The organism is Streptomyces sp. NPDC002130 (assembly GCF_040296465.1).
GTDB lineage: Bacteria > Actinomycetota > Actinomycetes > Streptomycetales > Streptomycetaceae > Streptomyces.
Genome location: NZ_JBEOXI010000085.1, coordinates 1 through 19,981 on the forward strand (window position 1 = coordinate 1; position 19,981 = coordinate 19,981).

Consider the following 19,981-nt stretch of genomic DNA (forward strand, 5'->3'; position numbering starts at 1 on the left):
GAGATGGAGCTCACGGTCGAGCGTGGCCGCGGTTACGTCTCCGCCGTGCAGAACAAGCAGGTCGGCCAGGAGATCGGCCGGATCCCGGTCGACTCCATCTACTCGCCGGTGCTCAAGGTCACGTACAAGGTCGAGGCCACGCGTGTCGAGCAGCGGACCGACTTCGACAAGCTGATCGTCGACGTCGAGACCAAGCAGGCGATGCGTCCTCGTGACGCCATGGCGTCGGCCGGTAAGACCCTGGTCGAGCTGTTCGGTCTGGCCCGCGAGCTCAACATCGACGCCGAGGGCATCGACATGGGCCCGTCCCCGACGGACGCCGCCCTGGCCGCCGACCTGGCGCTGCCGATCGAGGAGCTGGAGCTCACCGTTCGGTCGTACAACTGCCTCAAGCGCGAGGGCATCCACTCCGTGGGTGAGCTCGTGGCGCGTTCCGAGGCCGACCTGCTCGACATCCGCAACTTCGGTGCGAAGTCGATCGACGAGGTCAAGGCGAAGCTGGCGGGTATGGGCCTGGCGCTCAAGGACTCGCCTCCCGGGTTCGACCCGACCGCTGCTGCCGACGCCTTCGGTGCGGACGACGACGCGGACGCGGGCTTCGTGGAGACCGAGCAGTACTGATCGGTTTTCGGGTGCGGGTGCGCTGTGGCTTGTCGCGCAGTTCCCCGCGCCCCTTCCGGGAGCGCCCTTCGGGGCGGCTCCCGGATCTCTGACAGGCAACCGTCTGCTCAGATACTGACCCCGGTACCTGACACGGCCGGGGCAGACACCTAGGAGAAACACCATGCCGAAGCCCACCAAGGGCGCCCGTATGGGCGGCAGCGCCGCGCACGAGAAGCTCCTCCTCGCGAACCTCGCGAAGGCGCTGTTCGAGCACGGCCGCATCACCACCACCGAGGCGAAGGCGCGCAAGCTGCGTCCGTACGCCGAGCGTCTGGTCACCAAGGCGAAGAAGGGCGACCTTCACAACCGCCGTCAGGTGCTCCAGGTCATCACGGACAAGAGCATCGTGCACACGCTCTTCACCGAGATCGGCCCGCGCTACGAGAACCGTCCGGGTGGCTACACCCGCATCACCAAGATCGGTAACCGCCGTGGCGACAACGCGCCCATGGCCGTCATCGAGCTGGTCGAGGCGCTGACGGTGGCGCAGGAGGCGACGGGCGAGGCCGAGGCCGCGACCAAGCGCGCCGCGAAGGACAACGAGGCTGCCGAGGCTCAGGTCGACACGACCAAGGCCGAGGACGCCGAGGAGTCCAAGGACGCCTAAGCGTCTGCCGGGGGCTGTGCGCTTGCGGCCGCGGGTTCGTGGTGGCTCGTCGCGCAGTTCCCCGCGCCCCTTCAAGGGCGTTGGCGGGTCCGTTCCTTTACGGGGACGGGCCCGCTTTTGTGTTCTGAGAGGATCTGTACGTGAGTGACGAAGTAGAGGCCGGCCACGTCCGGGTCCGGCTCGATCTGTCGTACGACGGGAGTGAGTTCTCCGGGTGGGCCAAGCAGGCCGGGGGGCGGCGGACCGTGCAGGGGGAGATCGAGGACGCCCTGCGGACCGTGACGCGGTCGCGGGAGACGTACGAACTGACCGTGGCGGGGCGTACCGATGCCGGGGTGCACGCGCGGGGGCAGGTCGCTCACGTCGACCTGCCGCGTGCGGTCTGGGCCGAGCACCACCAGAAGCTGCTGAAGCGGCTCGCCGGCCGTCTGCCCCGGGACGTACGGGTCTGGGCCCTCAGGGAGGCGCCCAGCGGCTTCAACGCCCGTTTCTCGGCGGTCTGGAGGCGGTACGCGTACCGGGTCACCGACAACCCCGGGGGCGTCGACCCGCTGCTGCGCGGCCATGTGCTGTGGCACGACTGGCCCCTCGACGTGGCGGCCATGAACGAGGCCGCCCGGGGGCTGCTGGGCGAGCACGACTTCGCCGCCTACTGCAAGAAGCGGGAGGGGGCGACCACCATCCGCACGCTGCAGGAGCTGAGCCTGGTGCGCGGTGACGACGGGATCATCACCGCCACCGTGCGGGCCGACGCCTTCTGCCACAACATGGTGCGCTCGCTCATCGGGGCGCTGCTGTTCGTCGGGGACGGGCACCGGCCGGCCGACTGGCCGGGGAAGGTGCTGGCGGCCGGCGTACGGGACTCGGCCGTGCACGTCGTACGGCCGCACGGGCTGACGCTGGAGGAGGTCGGCTACCCGGCCGACGAACTGCTCGCCGCGCGCAGCAGGGAGGCGCGGAACAAGCGGTCGCTGCCGTCGGCCGGCTGCTGCTGACGTCAGCTCACTCGTCGGCCGCGGCCGAGGCCTGGGCCTCGCCGCGGCGGCGGATCTGGTTGAACGTGAACTGGGCCAGGTCGTCCCCGGTCCTGTAGACCGCGGTGTCCTTGGGCGTCACGTCCTTGCCGCTGGTGAAGCCGGCGTTGCCGAAGTAGGCGTAGCGGCCGTAGGAGTTGCTGGTGGTGCGGCAGAAGCCGGACTCGCAGAAGGCCTTCACGCCGCCGCCGGAGAGCGACTTGACATAGCTCTTCTTGGTGCTCTGGTTCCTCGCCTTGGCGGCCTGTGCCTCGGTGTCGAAGACGGCCACGCCGACCGTCACCGCGATGCCGTCCCTGACGTAGGTCACCCGTATCAGGCGGGTGCAGTCGTTCCCGGTGAGGATCTTGGGGAGGGTGCCGCCGGCCGCCGAGGCGCAGTTCCTCGTGTCCGCCGTGGGGCCCTTCTTGTAGACCGTCTCGCCCACGGTGAGCTGGGTGCCCGGGAAGAGCGTGTCCGGGCTGAGCGGGGCCTTGTCCTTCTTCGCGCTGGCGATGAAGTCCTTCGGGTCCAGCGGCGGCGGGGCGCTGGTCGGGGCGAACGACGGGGCCGAGGCGGACTGGCTCGGGATGTCGGACGAGGGCAGCGAGGTCGGGTTGCCCTGGTTGCCGCCGCCCGCCGACACGACGGCCACCGCGACGGCGGTGCCGATCGCGGCCGTGGCGAACGCGCCGCCGCCGATCAGCAGAACTCGTCGTCGCTTGTTGCGGGCCTCGGAGGCTTCAGCGAGCGCTGCCCAGTCCGGAGACTGGCCGCCCCCGCTGGTCCAGGGCTGCTGCGACTGCGGTTTCCAGGGATCCCACTGGGACTGAGGTCCCCCCTGCCCAAAGCTCATGGGGCGCATCTTAGACGGGACAAGGGGTGTGCTGGTCCGCCCGGTTGGGCTCCCGAGCCCCTAGCGTTCCTCCCATGCGCACGGGCAAAGGCGACATCTGTGGGTGGTTGGGGCGACTGCTGCCGACCGTGGTGCTGCTGGTGTGTCTGCTGTTCTGGCCGGCGCTCGCGGCCGGGGTGTGGCCGTCGGCCGTGGTGGGGGCGCTGGGGGCGTTCCGTCGTCCGCGCGGTGGCGGGTCCGTGCCGCGGTGGTGCGCCGCGGTCGCCGTGGACGTGCTCGTCTCGTCGGTGTTTCCGTATGTACGGTCGCCGCGGCGGAGGACGCTGCGCAGGGCCGTCACGCTCTGTGCCGCCCTGTGCGTTTCGGTGACCGAGCGGCTGCGGTGATACCGCGTTTTGACCCTTGTGGTGCGCCCCGGTATTCTGCTTGTTCGTTGTGTATTGGCTTGCTCATTCTCACGGGACGGGCCCTTACACCGGTCCACCGGGCCGATGACCAGCGACCCCACGTACGCGGTATGCGTCGCCGCAGTGCGGTCCAGGCTGTCGTGATCGTTTCGGTGACCAGTTATGGACCATTCACTCGAAGCGAAGGCTACGAACCGTGCGTACGTACAGCCCCAAGCCCGGCGATGTGACGCGCCAGTGGCACGTCATCGACGCTCAGGACGTTGTCCTGGGTCGTCTCGCCACCACTGCCGCGACGCTCCTCCGGGGCAAGCACAAGCCGATCTACGCCCCCCACGTCGACGCTGGTGACTTCGTCATCATCATCAACGCGGACAAGGTGCACCTGTCCGGCAACAAGCGGACCCAGAAGATGGCGTACCGCCACTCCGGCTACCCGGGTGGTCTGCGCTCCGTCCGCTACGACGAGCTGCTCGACAAGAACCCCGAGAAGGCCATCGAGAAGGCCGTCAAGGGCATGCTCCCCAAGAACACGCTGGGCCGTCAGATGCTCTCGAAGCTGAAGGTCTACAAGGGTGACCAGCACCCGCACGGCGCGCAGCAGCCGCAGCCGTTCGAGATCACCCAGGTCGCGCAGTAAGTCCGGCCACCCCCTAAGACTGAAGAGAATCTGAGGAGCATCGTGGCCGAGACCACTGCCGAGCAGCCGCTCGAAGAGATCGACATCGACAGCTACACCACCGAGTCCGAGGTCCCCGTCGAGGGTGAGTACACCTCGGAGTCCATGGCGTCCCGCTTCGGCGAGCCCCAGCCGGCCGCCGGCCTGGGCCGTCGCAAGAACGCCATCGCCCGTGTCCGGATCGTCCCGGGCACCGGCAAGTGGAAGATCAACGGTCGCACCCTCGAGGACTACTTCCCGAACAAGGTGCACCAGCAGGAAGTCAACGAGCCGTTCAAGGTTCTCGAGCTCGAGGGCCGCTACGACGTCATCGCCCGCATCGCCGGTGGCGGTGTCTCCGGCCAGGCCGGTGCGCTCCGTCTCGGTGTCGCCCGTGCGCTGAACGAGGCGGACGTCGACAACAACCGCGGCCCGCTGAAGAAGGCCGGCTTCCTCAAGCGCGACGACCGTGCGGTCGAGCGCAAGAAGGCCGGTCTGAAGAAGGCCCGCAAGGCTCCGCAGTACAGCAAGCGCTAATCGCGTCGCCCGTCCTTGCGACTGGCTTCGCAACAATCGCCCCGGCGGCACGGTTGTGCTGCCGGGGCGGTTTCGTTTACACAACCCCTACAGCCCCCGGACAATCTCAGGGGGTGCACTCGGGGATGTGAGCCGCACTCTCTTCAGCAATTCGGAGGACACCACTGTGGGACGACTCTTCGGCACGGACGGCGTGCGCGGTGTCGCCAACGCGGACCTGACGGCGGAAATGGCCCTGGGCCTCTCCGTGGCCGCGGCGCACGTACTGGCCGAGGCGGGCACGTTCGAGGGACACCGGCCGAAGGCCGTGGTCGGACGTGACCCCCGTGCGTCCGGGGAGTTCCTGGAAGCCGCCGTGGTCGCGGGCCTCGCCAGCGCCGGCGTGGACGTCCTGCGGGTCGGCGTGCTGCCGACGCCCGCCGTGGCGTACCTGACCGGCGAGCTCGGCGCCGACCTCGGTGTGATGCTCTCCGCCAGCCACAACGCCATGCCGGACAACGGCGTCAAGTTCTTCGCCCGCGGCGGGCACAAGCTCGCCGACGAGCTGGAGGACCGCATCGAGTCCGTCTACGAGGAGCACCGCACCGGCGCCCCGTGGGACCGGCCGACCGGGTCCGGCGTGGGCCGCGTACGCGCGTACGAAGAGGGCGCCGACCGGTACGTCGCGCATCTGCTGAGTGTTCTGCCGAACCGGCTCGACGGGCTGAAGGTCGTCCTGGACGAGGCGCACGGCGCCGCCGCCCGGGTCTCGCCGGAGGCGTTCCAGCAGGCTGGTGCCGAGGTCGTCACGATCGGGGCCGAGCCCGACGGGCTCAACATCAACGACGGGTGCGGGTCGACGCACCTGGACAAGATCAAGGCCGCCGTCGTCGAGCACGGGGCCGATCTCGGCATCGCGCACGACGGTGACGCCGACCGGTGCCTGGCCGTCGACCACACCGGCGCGGAGGTGGACGGGGACCAGATTCTCGCTGTGCTCGCGCTGGCGATGCGGGAGCGCTCCGCGCTGCGGTCCGAGACGGTCGTCGCCACGGTGATGTCGAACCTCGGGTTCAAGCTCGCCATGGAGCGCGAGGGCATCCGGCTGGTGCAGACCGCCGTCGGTGACCGGTACGTGCTGGAGGAGATGAAGGAGCACGGGTTCGCCCTCGGCGGTGAGCAGTCCGGGCACGTGATCATCCTCGACCACGCGACGACCGGCGACGGCACGCTGACCGGGCTGCTGCTGGCGGCTCGGGTCGCTCAGAGCGGGCGCACGCTGGCGGATCTCGCCGGTGTCATGGAGCGGCTGCCGCAGGTGCTGATCAATGTGCCGGATGTGGACAGGTCCCGGGTGGGGACGTCCGCGGAGCTGTCGGCGGCCGTGGCGGACGCGGAGCGGGAGCTCGGGGCGACCGGGCGGGTGCTGCTGCGGCCCTCCGGGACCGAGCCGTTGGTCCGGGTGATGGTGGAGGCGGCCGATATCGAGCAGGCTCGGTCTGTGGCGGGGCGGCTGGCCGACGCGGTGAAGTCGGCGCTGGGGTAGTGGGCCTTCTCGGGTAGGGGGCGGGGATGCTCTCGTCCGCGGGCTGACCGTCCGTCGTGGCTTGTCGCGCAGTTCCCCGCGCCCCTGAGGCGCTGCTCCTACAGGGCGTTTGCCCGCATGCGTTGTTTCGACCAGAGCCACTTCTGGACCAGCAGCGTCGCCGTGCCGGCCACGATGATGCCCAGCAGGTTCAGCAGGAGCTGCTGGGTGGAGCCCCAGGTCTGGCTCGTGTCGCCGTAGCTGAAGGCGACTGCCGCGTTGGCGGCGGCCGGGACCGTGGTGACGGAGATGGCCACCCCCACCAGCGCGCCCGACTTGGCCGAGGTCAGGGAGAGCGTGCCGGCGATGCCGGCCAGGACCGCCACGACGAGGGAGAACCAGTCGGGGGCGTAGATGAACCCGGTGTTGGGGCGGTCGCCCTCCAGCCGGGCCTCGGTGAACAAGCCGACCGCGTCCATGAAGAGGCTGAAGGCGACGGTAACCGCCATCGCCGCCGCGAAGCCCACCAGGAGGGCGATCAGCGAGCGCAGGGCCAGGCGCGGGCGGCGTAGGACCGTCGCGGTGCAGATGCCGGCGAGGGGGCCGAACTCGGGGCCCACCGCCATGGCGCCCACGATCAGGATCGCGTTGTCCAGCACCACACCGCAGGCCGCGATCATCGTGGCCAGCGTGAGGAACGCGAGGTAGGTGACGGAGAGGGTGGACTCCCCGTGCGTGGCGTCGGTCAGGTGCTCCCACAGGACGGCGTCGGCGCCCTCGCCCGGTGCGTCGGCCTCCGCCTGATCGGCCCGCTCGGACAGGGACAGGTCGATGGACTCGACGGCGATGGAGCCGGTGGTGTCGATGCCCAGTTCCCGCAGCCCGGTGAGCAGTTCGTCGCCCGCCTCGCGGGCCACGTCGCACATCACCACGTCCCCGGCGGGGTCGCGGGCGACGCCCGGCAGTACGACGAGGTGGGTGGTGCCGACCGTCTTCTCGATCAGCAGGACCACCTCGTCGGTCCGGTCGGACGGTGTGATCAGACGCAGATGGAGCATGACGCCCATCTAACCGGTCTTTCCCCCGGGCGTCACAGCTTGCGCAGGCTCAGCCGCTGCACCTTGTGGTCCGGGCCCTTGCGCACGACGAGGGTGGCGCGGCCGCGGGTGGGCGCGATGTTCTCCACCAGGTTGGGCCGGTTGATCGTGCGCCACATCGTCCGGGCGTAGTCCAGGGCCTCCTCCTCCGAGACCTGGGTGTACTTGCGGAAGTACGAGGACGGGTCCTGGAAGGCGGTCGCGCGCAGCTTGCGGAAGCGGTTGAGGTACCAGGTCTCGATGTCCTCGACGCGGGCGTCGACGTACACGCTGAAGTCGAAGTAGTCGGCCAGACCGACGCGGGTGCGGCCGTCCTTGCCGGGCAGGGCGGGCTGCAGGACGTTCAGGCCCTCGACGATCAGGATGTCGGGGCGGCGGACCGTGAGCCTCTTGTCGGGGACGATGTCGTAGATCAGGTGGGAGTAGACGGGCGCGGTGACCTCGTTCTTGCCGGCCTTGATGTCGGCGACGAAACGGGTCAGGGCCCGGCGGTCGTAGGACTCCGGGAAGCCCTTGCGGGACATCAGGCCGCGGGCCTGGAGATCCTTCGTGGGCAGCAGGAAGCCGTCGGTGGTGACCAGCTCGACGCGCGGGTGCTCGGGCCAGCGCGAGAGCAGGGCCTGCAGGAGGCGGGCGACCGTCGACTTGCCCACGGCGACCGAACCGGCCACGCCTATGACGAACGGCGTGCCCGACTGGGAGCCCTGTTCGCCCAGGAACGTGTTCAGCGCGCCTCTGAGGCCGTCGGTGGCACCGACGTAGAGGTTGAGAAGCCTGGACAGCGGGAGGTAGATGTCCCGCACCTCGTCGAGGTCGATCACGTCGCCGAGACCGCGCAGCTTCTCGACCTCCTCGGCCGTCAGCGGAAGCGGCGTCTTGTCACGCAGCGCGCTCCACTCGGCTCGGGTGAGGTCGACGTAGGGAGTCGCCTCCGGGCGGGGCCGGTGGGCGCTCCGGGGCATCGAGGAGACCGGAGAGATCACAGTCCATTGTTACGGGCGTACGAACGGATGGTGAGGTGGGATCCGTCACGCGAGGTGTTCGCCCGGTTTCCTCCCGAGAAAACCTGATGCAGGTGGAATGTCAGTGGTGTGCGTCACAGTTGTGGGAGAGATGGGCCCGGTCCGGGGTCCACGAACGCCTGGGGGTACCCATGACGTACGCGATAGAGGCGGAAGGCCTGGTCAAGCGGTTCAGGGAGACCGAGGCGCTGGCCGGTGTCGACCTGGCGGCCCGCAGGGGCACGGTGCTCGGGCTGCTGGGCCCCAACGGCGCGGGAAAGACCACCGCGGTGCGGATCTTCGCGACACTGCTGCGCCCGGACGGGGGCAGGGCCCGGGTGGCCGGCCACGACGTGGTCCGGGAGGCCGGGGTCGTGCGCTCCCTCGTCGGGCTGACCGGGCAGTACGCGGCGGTCGACGAGAACCTGACCGGCACGGAGAACCTGCTGCTCATCGGCCGGCTGCTGGGTCTGCCGAGGCGGGAGGCGAAGGCACGGGCCGGTGAACTGCTGGATCGGTTCCAGCTGACCGACGCGGCCGGGCGGGCCGCGAAGACCTTCTCGGGCGGCATGCGCAGGCGCCTGGATCTCGCGGCCAGCCTCGTCGGCCGGCCGAGCATCCTCTTCCTCGACGAGCCGACCACGGGTCTTGATCCGCACAGCCGCGGTGAGCTGTGGGACATGCTGCGCGGCCTGGTCGCGGACGGTGCGACCGCCCTGCTGACCACGCAGTACCTGAACGAGGCCGATGTCCTCGCCGACGACATCGTGGTGATCGACAAGGGACGCGTGATCGCCGAGGGCACGCCGGACCAGTTGAAGGCGCAGGTCGGCGGCCAGGTGCTGGAGCTCAGGCCGATCGCCGGGCAGGACCTCGCGCGGGCCCATGCGCTGGTGGCCGGGGCCGCGGGGTCTCAGGCCCGGATCGAGGGCGAGACGGTCACCGCCCCGGTGAAGGACCCCGAGCTGATGCCGGCCGTCGTGCGCGCGCTGGACCGGGAGGGCATCGCGGTCGGTGAGCTGGCCCTGCGCCGCTCCTCGCTCGACGAGGTCTTCCTCTCCCTGACCGGCCACCGCGCCGAGCCGGGCGAGGCCGAAGAGGACGGCGGTGCGGCCGTCCGGGAGGACGAGGAGCTGGAGAAGGCGGTGAGCCGGTCATGACCGCCACCGCCACCACCCTCACCGCACCGGTCACCGCGTCGGGCCGGGTGCCGCCCCTCGCCGGAGTGCGGCAGACCCTCACGATGGCCTGGCGGAGCCTGGTCGCCGTCAAGCACAACCCGCTCGAACTGGTCGACTACAGCATCACGCCGATCATGTTCGTGTTCCTGTTCACCTACGTGCTGGGCGGGCAGATGGCCGGCTCGCCCGACGCCTACCTGAAGTACGCGCTGCCCGGGATCATCGTGCAGAACACCCTGTTCATGACGATGTACACGGCGATGGCGCTCAACACCGACCTCACCAAGGGCGTCTTCGACCGGCTGCGCAGCCTGCCCATCGCCCGCTCCGCCCCGCTCATCGGCCGGATCACCGCGGACCTCGCGAAGCACCTGTGGGCGCTGCTGCTGATGATCGGCCTCGGCCTGGCGCTCGGCTTCCGCATCACCGGCGGATTCGGCGGCTTCCTGCTCGGCACACTGCTGGTGGTGGTGTTCGCCGCGGCCGTGTCCTGGAGCGCGGTGCTGATCGGGATGCTGGCCGGTGACGCCGAGAAGGTCCAGGCGTTCGCCTTCACGCTGATCTTCCCGATCACCTTCACCAGCAGCGCGTTCGTCGTCGTCGACACGATGCCCGGCTGGCTCCAGGCGTGGAGCGACGTCAATCCCGTGACACATCTGTCGGACGCGTTCCGGGGGCTGCTGCTGGGCGGGGCGGTGGCGGAGCCGGTGTTGTGGTCGTTGGTGTGGGCGGCGGGTATCGCGCTGGTGTTCTATCCGTTGGCCATGCGGGCCTATCGGGCGAAGGTCTGACAGGGCCTCCTGCCCCGGTGTGAATTTCCGATTTCGGGCACGCAGCGGCCGGTTCGGCACGCGAATCGACCCTAAGCTGCCGCCCATGTGTGGAATCGTGGGATACGTGGGGCCGCAGTCGGCGCTCGAGGTCGTGATGGCCGGACTGAAGCGGCTGGAGTACCGGGGGTACGACTCGGCGGGCGTCGCCGTCCTGGCCGACGGGGGGCTGGCGACGGCGAAGAAGGCCGGCAAGCTGCTCAACCTGGAGAAGGAACTGGACGGCCGACCGCTGCCGACCGGCGCCACGGGCATCGGGCACACCCGCTGGGCCACGCACGGCGGGCCGACGGACACCAACGCCCACCCGCACATCGACAACGCGGGACGGGTCGCGGTGGTGCACAACGGCATCATCGAGAACTTCGCGCTGTTGCGGGCCGAGCTGGCGGAGCGCGGCCACGAGCTGTCCTCCGAGACGGACACCGAGGTCGTGGCGCATCTGCTCGCCGAGGAGTTCTCCTCCTGCGCGGATCTCGCCGAGGCGATGCGGCTGGTGTGCCGTCGGCTGGAGGGCGCGTTCACGCTGGTCGCCGTGCATGCCGACGAGCCGGACGTGGTCGTCGGCGCGCGGCGGAACTCGCCGCTGGTGGTCGGTGTCGGGGAAGGCGAGGCCTTCCTCGCGTCGGACGTCGCCGCGTTCATCGCCCACACGCGCTCGGCGATCGAGCTCGGCCAGGACCAGGTGGTGGAGCTGCGCCGGGACGGCGTGACGGTGACGGGCTTCGACGGCCGCCCGGCCGACGTGCGGTCGTACCACGTGGACTGGGACGCGTCGGCCGCCGAGAAGGGCGGCTACGACTACTTCATGCTCAAGGAGATCGCCGAGCAGCCCAAGGCGGTCGCCGACACGCTGCTGGGCCGGATCGACGGTTCCGGGTCGCTGACGCTGGACGAGGTGCGGATCCCGCAGGGGGTGCTGCGGGAGATCGACAAGGTCGTCATCGTCGCCTGCGGTACGGCCTTCCACGCCGGGATGATCGCCAAGTACGCGATCGAGCACTGGACGCGGCTGCCCTGCGAGGTGGAGCTGGCGAGCGAGTTCCGCTACCGGGACCCGATCCTGGACGCGCAGACGCTGGTCATCGCCATTTCCCAGTCCGGCGAGACCATGGACACGCTGATGGCACTGCGGCACGCCCGTGAGCAGGGCTCCAAGGTGCTGGCGATCTGCAACACCAACGGTTCGACGATTCCGCGCGAGTCGGACGCGGTGCTGTACACGCACGCCGGGCCGGAGGTGGCGGTCGCCTCGACCAAGGCGTTCCTGACGCAGCTCGTGGCGTGCTACCTGGTCGCCCTGTACCTGGGCCAGGTGCGCGGCACGAAGTGGGGCGACGAGATCCGGGCGGTGATCCGCGACCTGTCCTCGATCGCCGGTGCGGTGGATCAGGTGCTGGGCACCATGGAGCCGGTGCGGGAGCTGGCACGCACGCTGGCCTCGAAGAAGACGGTGCTGTTCCTCGGGCGGCACGTGGGGTATCCGGTGGCGCTCGAAGGCGCGCTGAAGCTCAAGGAACTCGCCTACATGCACGCGGAGGGGTTCGCAGCCGGGGAGCTGAAGCACGGTCCGATCGCCCTGATCGAGGAGGACCTGCCGGTGGTCGTGGTGGTGCCCTCGCCGCGCGGCCGGTCGGTGCTGCACGACAAGATCGTGTCCAACATCCAGGAGATCCGGGCGCGGGGCGCCCGGACGATCGTGATCGCGGAGGAGGGCGACGAGGCGGTCGTGCCGTACGCGGACCATCTGATCCGGACCCCCGCCACGCCGACTCTGTTGCAGCCGCTCGTCGCGACGGTGCCGCTTCAGGTGTTCGCGTGTGAGCTGGCGACGGCTCGGGGGAACGAGGTGGACCAGCCCCGGAACCTGGCCAAGTCGGTGACGGTGGAGTGAGCGGGAAGCCGGAGTGAGCGGAAGGGGCGAAGGGCCGTCCGGCCCTTCGCCCCTGGCTCGGCCGGTCAGGCCGTCAGGTGCTCGGCTCAGATGGGCAGGCAGGTCGCCGGGACCCAGCCTTCCACGCTGGTGCTGTTGGGGCCGCCGAAGTACCACTTGTTGCTCGTCTTGCCACAGGCCGTGTAGCTGCCGCCCGTGACGGGCTTGCTGCCGCCGAAGCAGATGCCGCCCTTCTGACCCTTGCCCCAGGTGCCGAGAGCGGTCGAGCTCGTCTTGGGCTGGCTGCGGAGGTTGACGGTCGCCTTGGGCTTCACGTTGGTCAGCGCGCTGCTGCAGTCCGGCTGCGTCGCCGCGGCGGCGGTGCCGGCGGTGGCGACGGTGCCCGTGAGGGCCGTGGCGAGGAGAGCTATGGCACTGGCCGTGGTCCCCAGCGACTTGAACTTCATGGGGTCGATGTCCTCCCGTTCGGTGCGATGCCGTTTGCACATCGCGGTCAGCGCGAACTCTATAGCGGGGAGCGGAAGTTGAGGATCATGGGGTCCATCGTGCGGTGCCCGGGAGCCGTTTCCCGCCCGATCCGGCCCGTCACCGTAGGGTGCTGCCCATGAGCATCATCGGGGTCGGCATCGACGTTGCCGAGATCGAGCGGTTCGCGGCTTCACTGGAGCGTACGCCCGCGCTGGCCGGACGGCTGTTCCTGGAGCGGGAGTTGCTGCTGCCCAGCGGGGAGCGGCGGGGGGCTGCCTCGCTCGCCGCCCGGTTCGCGGCCAAGGAGGCGTTGGCCAAGGCGCTGGGTGCTCCGCCGGGGCTGCTGTGGACCGACGCCGAGGTGTGTGTCGAGGACACCGGGCGGCCCTGGCTGCGGGTGACCGGGACGGTGGCGGCCCGGGCCGCCGAACTCGGCGTGCGGAGCTGGCACGTGTCGCTGAGTCACGATGCAGGCGTGGCCTCCGCGGTGGTCATCGCCGAGGGGTGAGAGCACCTCTAGGACAGGGTCCAGATCAGCGTGGCCGTGCCGATGAAGCCGATCGCGCCCAGGGTCGCACCGGCCGCCGCCGGCCACACCCGGCCCACGCCCCTGCGGGCGTAGTGGAGGCCCATCGCGCCGAACGTCATCGCGAGCGCTCCGGCCAGGACCGTCCACGGGATCAGGAACGCCCAGGTCCCCACCGCCGAGAAGACGCCGAGGACCAGGGCCGTGGGGCCCAGGGCGGTGGCGGGGCTGTCTGTTTCCTTGGATGCCGTCGAGCTGGTCATGTCTCGTCGATCCCCCTTTTGAACGAGTTCAAAACACGGCTCGATCATACGCCCGGGCGCGGCCCGGGGGAATACGGCCCCGGACACGGCCGAAGCCCCCGCCCGTACGCCCGGGCGGGGGCTTCGAAGTGCCGGGTCAGCAGATCGACTGGCTGCTGTTCACCCGGGTGATGTTGCGGAACGTCGTGTTCTCACCGCACGGGCTCTCCCTGATGGCCGCGTTGGTGACCGTCAGGTTCTGGATGGTGATGTCCCTGTTGTTGGGGAACTCCGAGCGGGCCGCCAGGCGCAGCTCGCCGCCGCCCGTGATCGTGCCGCTCTGCGCCGCGAGGCTGACGTTGGACCGAGTTGTTGCCGGTGTGGGCGAGCGTCACCTTGTCGATGACGGCCCCGCCGCTCTCCGAGACGCAGAACACGCCGCGTCCGCCGCCCCGAGCGACGACCTCGCCGACGCGGATGTTGGTGGGATAGCCGCTGCCGATCCGTCCGTTGCGGTTGGCCATGCGGAAGGCGGCGTAGCCGGTGCCCGTGCCGGCGTTCTCCGCGTCCACCCTGGTGACCCGGGCATTGACGGTCTGGTTGAGCAGCAGGCCCGACTCGCCGACGTTGCGGGCCGTCACCGTGCCGACGGTGAGGCCGTCGACGCCGTACGTCTCCACCGCGTGGCTGGACGCGCCGGAGACGTAGACGTTGTCGATGCGGACGTTGCGCGTCCACTGGCTGGTGTCGCCCCGGTTGTCGATGCGCACGCCCAGGCCGCGGGAGAGGCGCATGTCGATCTGGCCGAGCACAACGTTCTGGACGTTGCGCAGGAAGATGCCGTAGAGCGGGGTGCCGGTGAGCTTGAGGTTCTGGACCTCGACGTCGCGGGTGCCGCGCGAGTAGACCGGCGCCTGGTCGCCCGAGCCGCTGCCGGTGACGTCGATCGTGCCGCAGACGTCGAGGACGGTGTAGCTCGGCAGGGAGATGCGGGAGCCCGCCGGGATCGAGCCCGAGCCGCGGACCACGACCCGTTCCTTCGCGGTGCGCCCCGAGGTGAGGCTGTTGACCGCGGCCTGGACGGCCGCGCGCATGTCGGTGCCGGTGTAGACCGTGCCGCCGCCGCGCCGGGCGGTCCAGGTGCCTCCGCTCCGCACGGCCTCGGCCTGGTAGGAGCCGTCTCCGCAGGCCAGTGCGCGCGTGGGGGCGGCCGTGGCGGGGGCGGTCAGGGTGCCGGCGGCGGTGAGGAGGGCGGTGGCACCGGCGGCGGCCAGTAATGCGGCTCTGCGTCCCATGGGGGGCCTCGGTTTCGTCGGACGTGGGGGAGTGTGCAAGCGCTTTCTGCGCGGCCGGGAGTCTGGCAAAGGGGCGGCAAAGCGTCAATGGACGCGGCACGGATCACAGCGGAGGCAGGTGCGGGAGGTGCGTGTGAGGGGGAGTGGCCCGGCACTCCTACGGGAAACTCGACCGCATGCGTAGTGCGTACAGCGTGGAGACGGTCCGGAACGCCGAACGGGAGCTGATGGCGCGGCTGCCGGAGGGGGCGCTGATGCAACGCGCCGCCGCCGGGCTCGCCGCGGCCTGCGCCGACCTGCTGGGGCGGGTGTACGGGAGCAGGGTCGTGCTGCTGGTCGGCAGCGGCGACAACGGGGGTGACGCCCTGTACGCGGGGGCCCGGCTGGCCCGCCGGGGGGCCGGGGTCACCGCGGTGCTGCTCGCGCCGGAGCGGGCGCACGCGGCGGGGCTCGCGGCGTTGCGGCGGGCCGGGGGGCGGGTCGCGGCGGCCGGCCAGGGCGAGGCGCTCGTCGAGGGCGCGGACCTCGTCCTCGACGGGATCGTCGGGATCGGGGGGAAGGGCGGGCTGCGGCCGGACGCGGTGCCGTTGGCCGCTGCCGCCGGACGGTCGCGGGGAGCCGTGGTCGCCGTCGATCTGCCCAGCGGTGTCGACGCCGACACCGGGGAGGTGCACGGGGTCGCCGTGCGGGCCGATCTGACCGTCACGTTCGGGACGCACAAGCCGGGACTCCTGATCGACCCCGCCCGCGAGTACGCGGGGTCGGTACGGCTGGTCGACATCGGGCTGGAACTGCCCGCCGAGCCGGAGCTGGAGGCGCTGCAGCACCTGGATGTGGCTCGGCTGCTGCCGGTGCCGCGGGCGGAGAGCGACAAGTACCGGCGGGGCGTGGTCGGCATCGCCGCCGGGTCGGCGCGGTACCCGGGGGCCGCTGTGCTCGCCGTCTCCGGGGCGCTGCGGGGAGGGGCCGGGGCCGTGCGGTACGTCGGCCCGGCCGGGGACGCGGTCATCGCACGGTTTCCCGAGACGCTCGTGTCGGACCAGGGGCCGAAGCACGCCGGCCGGGTGCAGGCATGGGTCGTCGGACCGGGGGCCGGGGACGACGCCGCCACGGTGGCGGAGGTGCTGGCGGCGGACGTGCCGGTGCTGATCGACGCGGACGGACTGCGGCTGGCGGACGCCGAGGTCGTGCGGGGGCGGCGGGCGCCGACGCTGATGACACCGCACGCGGGGGAGGCGGCGGCGCTGCTGGGTGTGGACCGGGCAGAGGTCGAGGGCGGCCGGCTGGCGGCGGCCCGGGAACTGGCCCGGCGGTACGGGGCGACCGTGCTGCTGAAGGGATCCACGACGCTGGTGGCCGACTCGGGGGGCGGCGCGGTGCGGGTGAACCCGACGGGGACGGGGTGGCTGGCCACGGCCGGGAGCGGGGACGTGCTGTCGGGGCTCGGCGGGTCGCTGCTGGCGGCGGGGCTGTCGGCGGTGGATGCGGGGAGTGTCGGGGCGTATCTGCACGGGCTGGCCGGACGGCTGGCGGCGGAGGGGGCGCCGGTGGGGGCGCATGACGTAGCTGAGGCGGTTCCGGGGGCTTGGCGGAATGTGCTGGGGTGACGGCCCGACGTATCGGCACGGGGTGGCTGGCCACGGCCGGGAGCGGGGACGTGCTGTCGGGGCTCGGCGGGTCGCTGCTGGCGGCGGGGCTGTCGGCGGTGGATGCGGGGAGTGTCGGGGCGTATCTGCACGGGTTGGCCGGACGGCTGGCGGCGGAGGGGGCGCCGGTGGGGGCGCATGACGTGGCTGAGGCGGTTCCGGGGGCTTGGCGGAAAGTGCTGGGGTGACGGCCCGACGTATCGGACCGGACACGAGGGAAACCACTCGGATGGCGGCACGAGAGCCAGGGGCCGACGGCGGTCGACCCGCCCGGGCCGTGGGCCCGGTACCGATCGCCGCACACCGCCGACGGCTCGATGCCGCGTCGTTCTCCCCCCGGGGGACCCACAGGGGTACGTAGCCGACCCGCCGTCACAGCCCTCTGAGACACTGGGCGCGATGAGCGAGAGAACAGCCCCGACCGCGCCCCTGCGGGCCCGCGCCGAGATCGACCTGGCGGCCCTGCGGGCCAATGTGCGGGCCCTGCGCGCCCATGCGCCGGGCGCGGCCGTGATGGCCGTGGTGAAGTCCGAGGCGTACGGCCACGGAGCTGTGCCGTGCGCCCGCGCGGCGCTCGCCGCCGGGGCGAGCTGGCTGGGCACGGCCACCCCCGAGGAGGCCCTCGCCCTGCGGGCCGCCGGACTGCCGGGGCGCATCATGTGCTGGCTGTGGACGCCCGGCGGGCCGTGGCGCGAGGCGATCGACGCCGAGCTGGACGTGTCGGTCAGCGGGATGTGGGCCCTGGAGGAGGTCGTCGAGGCGGCCAGGGCGGCCCGCCGGCCCGCTCGGGTGCAGCTCAAGGCCGACACCGGCCTCGGACGCAACGGGTGCCAGCCCGGGGACGACTGGGCCGCGCTCGTCGATGCGGCGCTGCGAGCCGAGGCCGAGGGGCTGCTCCGCGTCACGGGGCTGTGGTCGCACTTCGCCTGCGCCGACGAGCCCGGGCACCCCTCCATCGCCGCCCAGCTCGCCGTGTTCCGGGACATGGTCGCCCACGCCGAGGGGCGGGGCGTACGGCCCGAGGTCCGGCACATCGCCAACTCGCCGGCCACCCTCACGCTCCCCGAGAGCCACTTCGACCTGGTCCGCACCGGCATCGCCACCTACGGCATCTCGCCCAGCCCCGAGCTCGGCACCCCGGCCGACTTCGGGCTGCGCCCGGTGATGACGCTGTCCGCCTCGCTGGCCCTGGTCAAGCACGTACCGGGCGGGCACGGCGTCAGCTACGGCCACCGGTACGTGACACCCGGCGCGACCACCCTCGGCCTGGTGCCGCTGGGGTACGCGGACGGCATCCCGCGACACGCCTCCTCGGCCGGGCCGGTCCTGGTCGAGGGCAAGTGGCGCACGATCGCCGGGCGGGTCGCCATGGACCAGTTCGTGGTCGACCTGGGGGGCGACGAACCGGGGGCGGGGGCCGAGGCCGTCCTCTTCGGGCCGGGGGACCGGGGCGAGCCCACCGCGGAGGACTGGGCCCAGGCGGCCGGAACCATCGCCTACGAGATCGTGACCCGGATCGGAACGCGTGTTCCTCGCGTCTATGTGAATGAGGAACAGGACGGGTAACTCGCACAGAGAACCGGTCACGCGAGAAACGGCAGTCACAAAGGCAACATCAGCATCACCCGGCCCGGCGAGTCACCCGATCGGCACCCCGGCGAAGAGGAGCGGTACGTGAGCGAGAGCAGCGCGGAGGTCGTCGCGGACGTCGCCTCCGCGGCCGTCGCGGCCTCCGCCGCGGGGGCGGCGGGAGGCTGGCGCCGGGCGACCGGTATCGCCGGCGTGGCGATAGGCGTGGTGGCCGCGGGTGCGGCCGCCGGTGTCGCCCTGGAGCGGATGACGGTCGGCCGTGGCATGCGCCAGAAGGCCCGGCTCGCACTGGACTCGGCGGGGCCGTACGGCTCCCTGCGGGGCATGCCCGGCAAGGCGTTCGCCGACGACGGCACGGAGCTCTACTACGAGGTCGACGACCTCGACGAGGAGGCTGCCCCCGCCGCCATCGGCCCGCGCCGCCGCCGGCTGTTCGGCCGCAAGTCACCCGCTCCCGTCACCGTCGTGTTCAGCCATGGCTACTGCCTCAGCCAGGACTCATGGCACTTCCAGCGGGCGGCCCTGCGGGGCGTCGTACGCACCGTGCACTGGGACCAGCGCAGCCACGGCCGGTCCGGGCGGGGCGTGGCCCAGACGCGGGACGACGAACCGGTCACCATCGAGCAGCTGGGCCGGGACCTGAAGGCCGTCATAGACGCGGCGGCACCCGAGGGGCCGCTGGTGCTCGTCGGGCACTCCATGGGCGGCATGACGGTGATGGCCCTGGCCGACCAGTACCCGGAGCTGATCCGCGAGCGGGTCGTCGGGGTGGCCTTCGTGGGCACGTCGTCGGGGCGGCTCGGCGAGGTCAACTACGGCCTGCCCGTCGCCGGGGTCAACGCGGTGCGGCGGGTGCTGCCCGGGGTGCTGAAGGCGCTGGGGCAGCGGGCCGAGCTGGTGGAGAAGGGGCGCCGGGCCACCGCGGACCTGTTCGCCGGGATCATCAAGCGGTACTCCTTCGCGTCCCGGGACGTCGACCCGGCCGTCGCCCGGTTCGCCGAGCGGATGATCGAGAGCACACCGATCGACGTGGTCGCCGAGTACTACCCGGCGTTCAACGACCACGACAAGACCGAGGCGCTCGCCCACTTCGCCGACCAGCCGGTCCTCGTGCTGGCCGGGGTGCAGGACCTGGTCACGCCGAGCGAGCACAGCGAGGCCATCGCCGATCTGCTCCCCGACGCCGAGCTGGTGCTGGTGCCGGACGCGGGGCACCTGGTGATGCTGGAACACCCGGAAGTGGTCACCGACCGCCTCGCCGACCTGCTCACCCGCACGGGTGCCGTGCCCGCAGGGGCTACCGTGAAGGGCTATGGAAGCACCAGCACCGCACAGCCCGGCTGAGCCCGGTTCCGTCCAGATCGTCGTCACGTCCCCCGAGCAGATGCGGGAGCTGGGCCGCCGGCTCGCGAAACTGCTGCGCGCGGGTGACCTGGTGATGCTCAGCGGGGAGCTCGGCGCGGGCAAGACGACGCTGACCCGTGGGCTGGGCGAGGGGCTCGGCGTACGCGGGGCCGTCACCTCGCCGACGTTCGTGATCGCCCGGGTGCACCCCTCGCTGGGCGACGGGCCGCCGCTGGTCCACGTCGACGCCTACCGGCTCTCCGGCGGTCTCGACGAGATGGAGGACCTCGACCTCGACGTCTCGCTGCCCGACTCCGTGGTCGTCGTGGAGTGGGGCGAGGGCAAGGTCGAGGAGCTGACCGAGGACCGGCTCCAGGTCGTGATCCACCGGGCGGTGGGCGACACGACCGACGAGGTCCGGCAGATGACGGTCACCGGTGTGGGGGAACGCTGGGCCACGGCGGACCTGAGCGTGCTCGCCGCCTAGTCCCGGTGTGCGGGCATTCGATGGACGTTCCGACAAGACGTCGGCAAGATGTTGCGTCCGGCGTCTTGTGCGTGGTCACATGGTATCCAGTCAGTGGTTAGGTGTACCTAACCACCATGCCCCGGCCCTTCGGGA

Annotated in this window: 21 protein-coding genes and 1 pseudogene; 16 read left to right on the plus strand and 6 right to left on the minus strand. The window is 71.3% G+C overall.

Features of this window, described 5'->3' with window-relative positions:
* From ABT116_RS18055 to truA, 3 genes are all read left to right on the plus strand, one after another.
* On the plus strand, positions 1-621 hold a 621-nt coding region (locus ABT116_RS18055; RefSeq protein WP_351634216.1), incomplete at its 5' end, for a DNA-directed RNA polymerase subunit alpha.
* Positions 622-784: 163 nt separating this feature from the next.
* Positions 785-1,270 carry a 50S ribosomal protein L17 gene (gene rplQ, locus ABT116_RS18060; RefSeq protein WP_031105230.1) on the plus strand — a complete coding sequence of 162 codons (486 nt, stop codon included), beginning with the start codon at positions 785-787 and terminating at the stop codon, positions 1,268-1,270.
* 140 nt (positions 1,271-1,410) lie between these two features.
* Positions 1,411-2,265 carry a tRNA pseudouridine(38-40) synthase TruA gene (truA, locus tag ABT116_RS18065; RefSeq protein WP_351634219.1) on the plus strand — a complete coding sequence of 285 codons (855 nt, stop codon included), beginning with the start codon at positions 1,411-1,413 and terminating at the stop codon, positions 2,263-2,265.
* A 7-nt stretch (positions 2,266-2,272) separates the two neighbouring features.
* On the opposite strand, the gene ABT116_RS18070 is transcribed toward truA, so the two are convergent.
* Positions 2,273-3,139 carry a hypothetical protein gene (locus ABT116_RS18070; protein ID WP_351634222.1) on the minus strand — a complete coding sequence of 289 codons (867 nt, stop codon included), beginning with the start codon at positions 3,137-3,139 and terminating at the stop codon, positions 2,273-2,275.
* Positions 3,140-3,213: 74 nt separating this feature from the next.
* Here ABT116_RS18070 and ABT116_RS18075 point away from each other — a divergent pair, with 74 nt between their 5' ends.
* The 4 genes from ABT116_RS18075 (at position 3,214) to glmM (ending at position 6,266) form a co-directional block, all read left to right on the plus strand.
* Positions 3,214-3,525, plus strand: a complete 312-nt coding sequence (locus ABT116_RS18075; protein ID WP_351634224.1) for a hypothetical protein — start codon at positions 3,214-3,216, stop codon at positions 3,523-3,525.
* A gap of 217 nt (positions 3,526-3,742) precedes the next feature.
* Positions 3,743-4,186: a 50S ribosomal protein L13 gene (gene rplM, locus ABT116_RS18080; RefSeq protein ID WP_033308956.1), complete on the plus strand. Its 444-nt coding sequence runs from the start codon at positions 3,743-3,745 to the stop codon at positions 4,184-4,186.
* Positions 4,187-4,228: 42 nt separating this feature from the next.
* A complete protein-coding gene (gene rpsI, locus ABT116_RS18085; protein WP_077796742.1) occupies positions 4,229-4,741 on the plus strand; it encodes a 30S ribosomal protein S9 in 513 nt (170 codons plus the stop codon).
* A 166-nt stretch (positions 4,742-4,907) separates the two neighbouring features.
* Positions 4,908-6,266, plus strand: coding sequence for a phosphoglucosamine mutase (gene glmM, locus ABT116_RS18090; RefSeq protein ID WP_351634229.1), 1,359 nt, complete (start codon positions 4,908-4,910; stop codon positions 6,264-6,266).
* Between the two features lie 98 nt (positions 6,267-6,364).
* Here glmM and ABT116_RS18095 read toward each other — a convergent pair whose 3' ends face one another.
* Both ABT116_RS18095 and coaA read right to left on the minus strand, forming a co-directional pair.
* On the minus strand, positions 6,365-7,303 hold the full coding sequence (locus ABT116_RS18095; protein ID WP_351634232.1) for a DUF389 domain-containing protein: 939 nt from the start codon (positions 7,301-7,303) through the stop codon (positions 6,365-6,367).
* Between the two features lie 32 nt (positions 7,304-7,335).
* Positions 7,336-8,304 (minus strand): type I pantothenate kinase, encoded by a 969-nt coding sequence (gene coaA / locus ABT116_RS18100; protein ID WP_351634297.1) that lies wholly within the window; start codon positions 8,302-8,304, stop codon positions 7,336-7,338.
* 191 nt (positions 8,305-8,495) lie between these two features.
* Here coaA and ABT116_RS18105 point away from each other — a divergent pair, with 191 nt between their 5' ends.
* The 3 genes from ABT116_RS18105 to glmS all read left to right on the plus strand — a co-directional run bounded on the left by ABT116_RS18105 (position 8,496) and on the right by glmS (position 12,248).
* Positions 8,496-9,503, plus strand: a complete 1,008-nt coding sequence (locus tag ABT116_RS18105) for an ATP-binding cassette domain-containing protein (protein ID WP_351634235.1) — start codon at positions 8,496-8,498, stop codon at positions 9,501-9,503.
* On the plus strand, positions 9,500-10,315 hold the full coding sequence (locus ABT116_RS18110) for an ABC transporter permease (protein WP_351634238.1): 816 nt from the start codon (positions 9,500-9,502) through the stop codon (positions 10,313-10,315). Before ABT116_RS18105 ends, ABT116_RS18110 begins: the two co-directional genes overlap by 4 nt.
* 85 nt (positions 10,316-10,400) lie before the next feature.
* On the plus strand, positions 10,401-12,248 hold the full coding sequence (gene glmS, locus ABT116_RS18115; protein WP_351634241.1) for a glutamine--fructose-6-phosphate transaminase (isomerizing): 1,848 nt from the start codon (positions 10,401-10,403) through the stop codon (positions 12,246-12,248).
* Between the two features lie 86 nt (positions 12,249-12,334).
* On the opposite strand, the gene ABT116_RS18120 is transcribed toward glmS, so the two are convergent.
* The gene (locus tag ABT116_RS18120; RefSeq protein WP_351634243.1) at positions 12,335-12,736 is read right to left on the minus strand and encodes a hypothetical protein; all 402 of its coding nucleotides are present in this window, start codon (positions 12,734-12,736) and stop codon (positions 12,335-12,337) included.
* 116 nt (positions 12,737-12,852) lie between these two features.
* Between ABT116_RS18120 and ABT116_RS18125 the strand changes: the two genes are divergently transcribed.
* Positions 12,853-13,224, plus strand: coding sequence for a holo-ACP synthase (locus ABT116_RS18125; protein ID WP_351634246.1), 372 nt, complete (start codon positions 12,853-12,855; stop codon positions 13,222-13,224).
* An 8-nt stretch (positions 13,225-13,232) separates the two neighbouring features.
* On the opposite strand, the gene ABT116_RS18130 is transcribed toward ABT116_RS18125, so the two are convergent.
* Both ABT116_RS18130 and ABT116_RS18135 read right to left on the minus strand, forming a co-directional pair.
* Positions 13,233-13,505: a hypothetical protein gene (locus ABT116_RS18130; RefSeq protein WP_351634250.1), complete on the minus strand. Its 273-nt coding sequence runs from the start codon at positions 13,503-13,505 to the stop codon at positions 13,233-13,235.
* A 191-nt stretch (positions 13,506-13,696) separates the two neighbouring features.
* Positions 13,697-14,779: a right-handed parallel beta-helix repeat-containing protein gene (locus ABT116_RS18135; protein ID WP_351634253.1), complete on the minus strand. Its 1,083-nt coding sequence runs from the start codon at positions 14,777-14,779 to the stop codon at positions 13,697-13,699.
* Between the two features lie 176 nt (positions 14,780-14,955).
* On the opposite strand from ABT116_RS18135, the gene ABT116_RS18140 reads away from it, so the two are divergent.
* The 5 genes and pseudogenes from ABT116_RS18140 (at position 14,956) to tsaE (ending at position 19,846) form a co-directional block, all read left to right on the plus strand.
* A complete protein-coding gene (locus tag ABT116_RS18140) occupies positions 14,956-16,386 on the plus strand; it encodes an NAD(P)H-hydrate dehydratase (RefSeq protein WP_351634256.1) in 1,431 nt (476 codons plus the stop codon).
* A 14-nt stretch (positions 16,387-16,400) separates the two neighbouring features.
* A pseudogene (locus ABT116_RS18145) lies at positions 16,401-16,613 on the plus strand (NAD(P)H-hydrate dehydratase); the annotation flags it as partial.
* 211 nt (positions 16,614-16,824) lie between these two features.
* Positions 16,825-17,991: an alanine racemase gene (alr, locus tag ABT116_RS18150; RefSeq protein ID WP_351634262.1), complete on the plus strand. Its 1,167-nt coding sequence runs from the start codon at positions 16,825-16,827 to the stop codon at positions 17,989-17,991.
* A 108-nt stretch (positions 17,992-18,099) separates the two neighbouring features.
* Positions 18,100-19,359, plus strand: coding sequence for an alpha/beta fold hydrolase (locus ABT116_RS18155; protein ID WP_351634265.1), 1,260 nt, complete (start codon positions 18,100-18,102; stop codon positions 19,357-19,359).
* A complete protein-coding gene (gene tsaE, locus ABT116_RS18160; protein ID WP_161369453.1) occupies positions 19,328-19,846 on the plus strand; it encodes a tRNA (adenosine(37)-N6)-threonylcarbamoyltransferase complex ATPase subunit type 1 TsaE in 519 nt (172 codons plus the stop codon). The genes ABT116_RS18155 and tsaE overlap by 32 nt, the downstream gene beginning before the upstream one ends.
* Positions 19,847-19,981 lie beyond the last annotated feature (135 nt).

Excerpts from the sequence above, each read along its gene's own strand:
- ABT116_RS18075 (WP_351634224.1), top strand. The coding sequence starts at position 3,214 with ATGCGCACGGGCAAAGGCGACATCTGTGGGTGGTTGGGGCGACTGCTG.
- tsaE (WP_161369453.1), top strand. The coding sequence starts at position 19,328 with ATGGAAGCACCAGCACCGCACAGCCCGGCTGAGCCCGGTTCCGTCCAG.
- rplQ (WP_031105230.1), top strand. The coding sequence starts at position 785 with ATGCCGAAGCCCACCAAGGGCGCCCGTATGGGCGGCAGCGCCGCGCAC.
- ABT116_RS18070 (WP_351634222.1), bottom strand. The coding sequence starts at position 3,139 with ATGAGCTTTGGGCAGGGGGGACCTCAGTCCCAGTGGGATCCCTGGAAA.
- ABT116_RS18095 (WP_351634232.1), bottom strand. The coding sequence starts at position 7,303 with ATGCTCCATCTGCGTCTGATCACACCGTCCGACCGGACCGACGAGGTG.
- coaA (WP_351634297.1), bottom strand. The coding sequence starts at position 8,304 with ATGCCCCGGAGCGCCCACCGGCCCCGCCCGGAGGCGACTCCCTACGTC.
- ABT116_RS18140 (WP_351634256.1), top strand. The coding sequence starts at position 14,956 with ATGCGTAGTGCGTACAGCGTGGAGACGGTCCGGAACGCCGAACGGGAG.
- ABT116_RS18125 (WP_351634246.1), top strand. The coding sequence starts at position 12,853 with ATGAGCATCATCGGGGTCGGCATCGACGTTGCCGAGATCGAGCGGTTC.
- ABT116_RS18105 (WP_351634235.1), top strand. The coding sequence starts at position 8,496 with ATGACGTACGCGATAGAGGCGGAAGGCCTGGTCAAGCGGTTCAGGGAG.
- ABT116_RS18110 (WP_351634238.1), top strand. The coding sequence starts at position 9,500 with ATGACCGCCACCGCCACCACCCTCACCGCACCGGTCACCGCGTCGGGC.
- ABT116_RS18135 (WP_351634253.1), bottom strand. The coding sequence starts at position 14,779 with ATGGGACGCAGAGCCGCATTACTGGCCGCCGCCGGTGCCACCGCCCTC.
- ABT116_RS18120 (WP_351634243.1), bottom strand. The coding sequence starts at position 12,736 with ATGTGCAAACGGCATCGCACCGAACGGGAGGACATCGACCCCATGAAG.
- alr (WP_351634262.1), top strand. The coding sequence starts at position 16,825 with ATGAGCGAGAGAACAGCCCCGACCGCGCCCCTGCGGGCCCGCGCCGAG.
- glmS (WP_351634241.1), top strand. The coding sequence starts at position 10,401 with ATGTGTGGAATCGTGGGATACGTGGGGCCGCAGTCGGCGCTCGAGGTC.
- ABT116_RS18130 (WP_351634250.1), bottom strand. The coding sequence starts at position 13,505 with ATGACCAGCTCGACGGCATCCAAGGAAACAGACAGCCCCGCCACCGCC.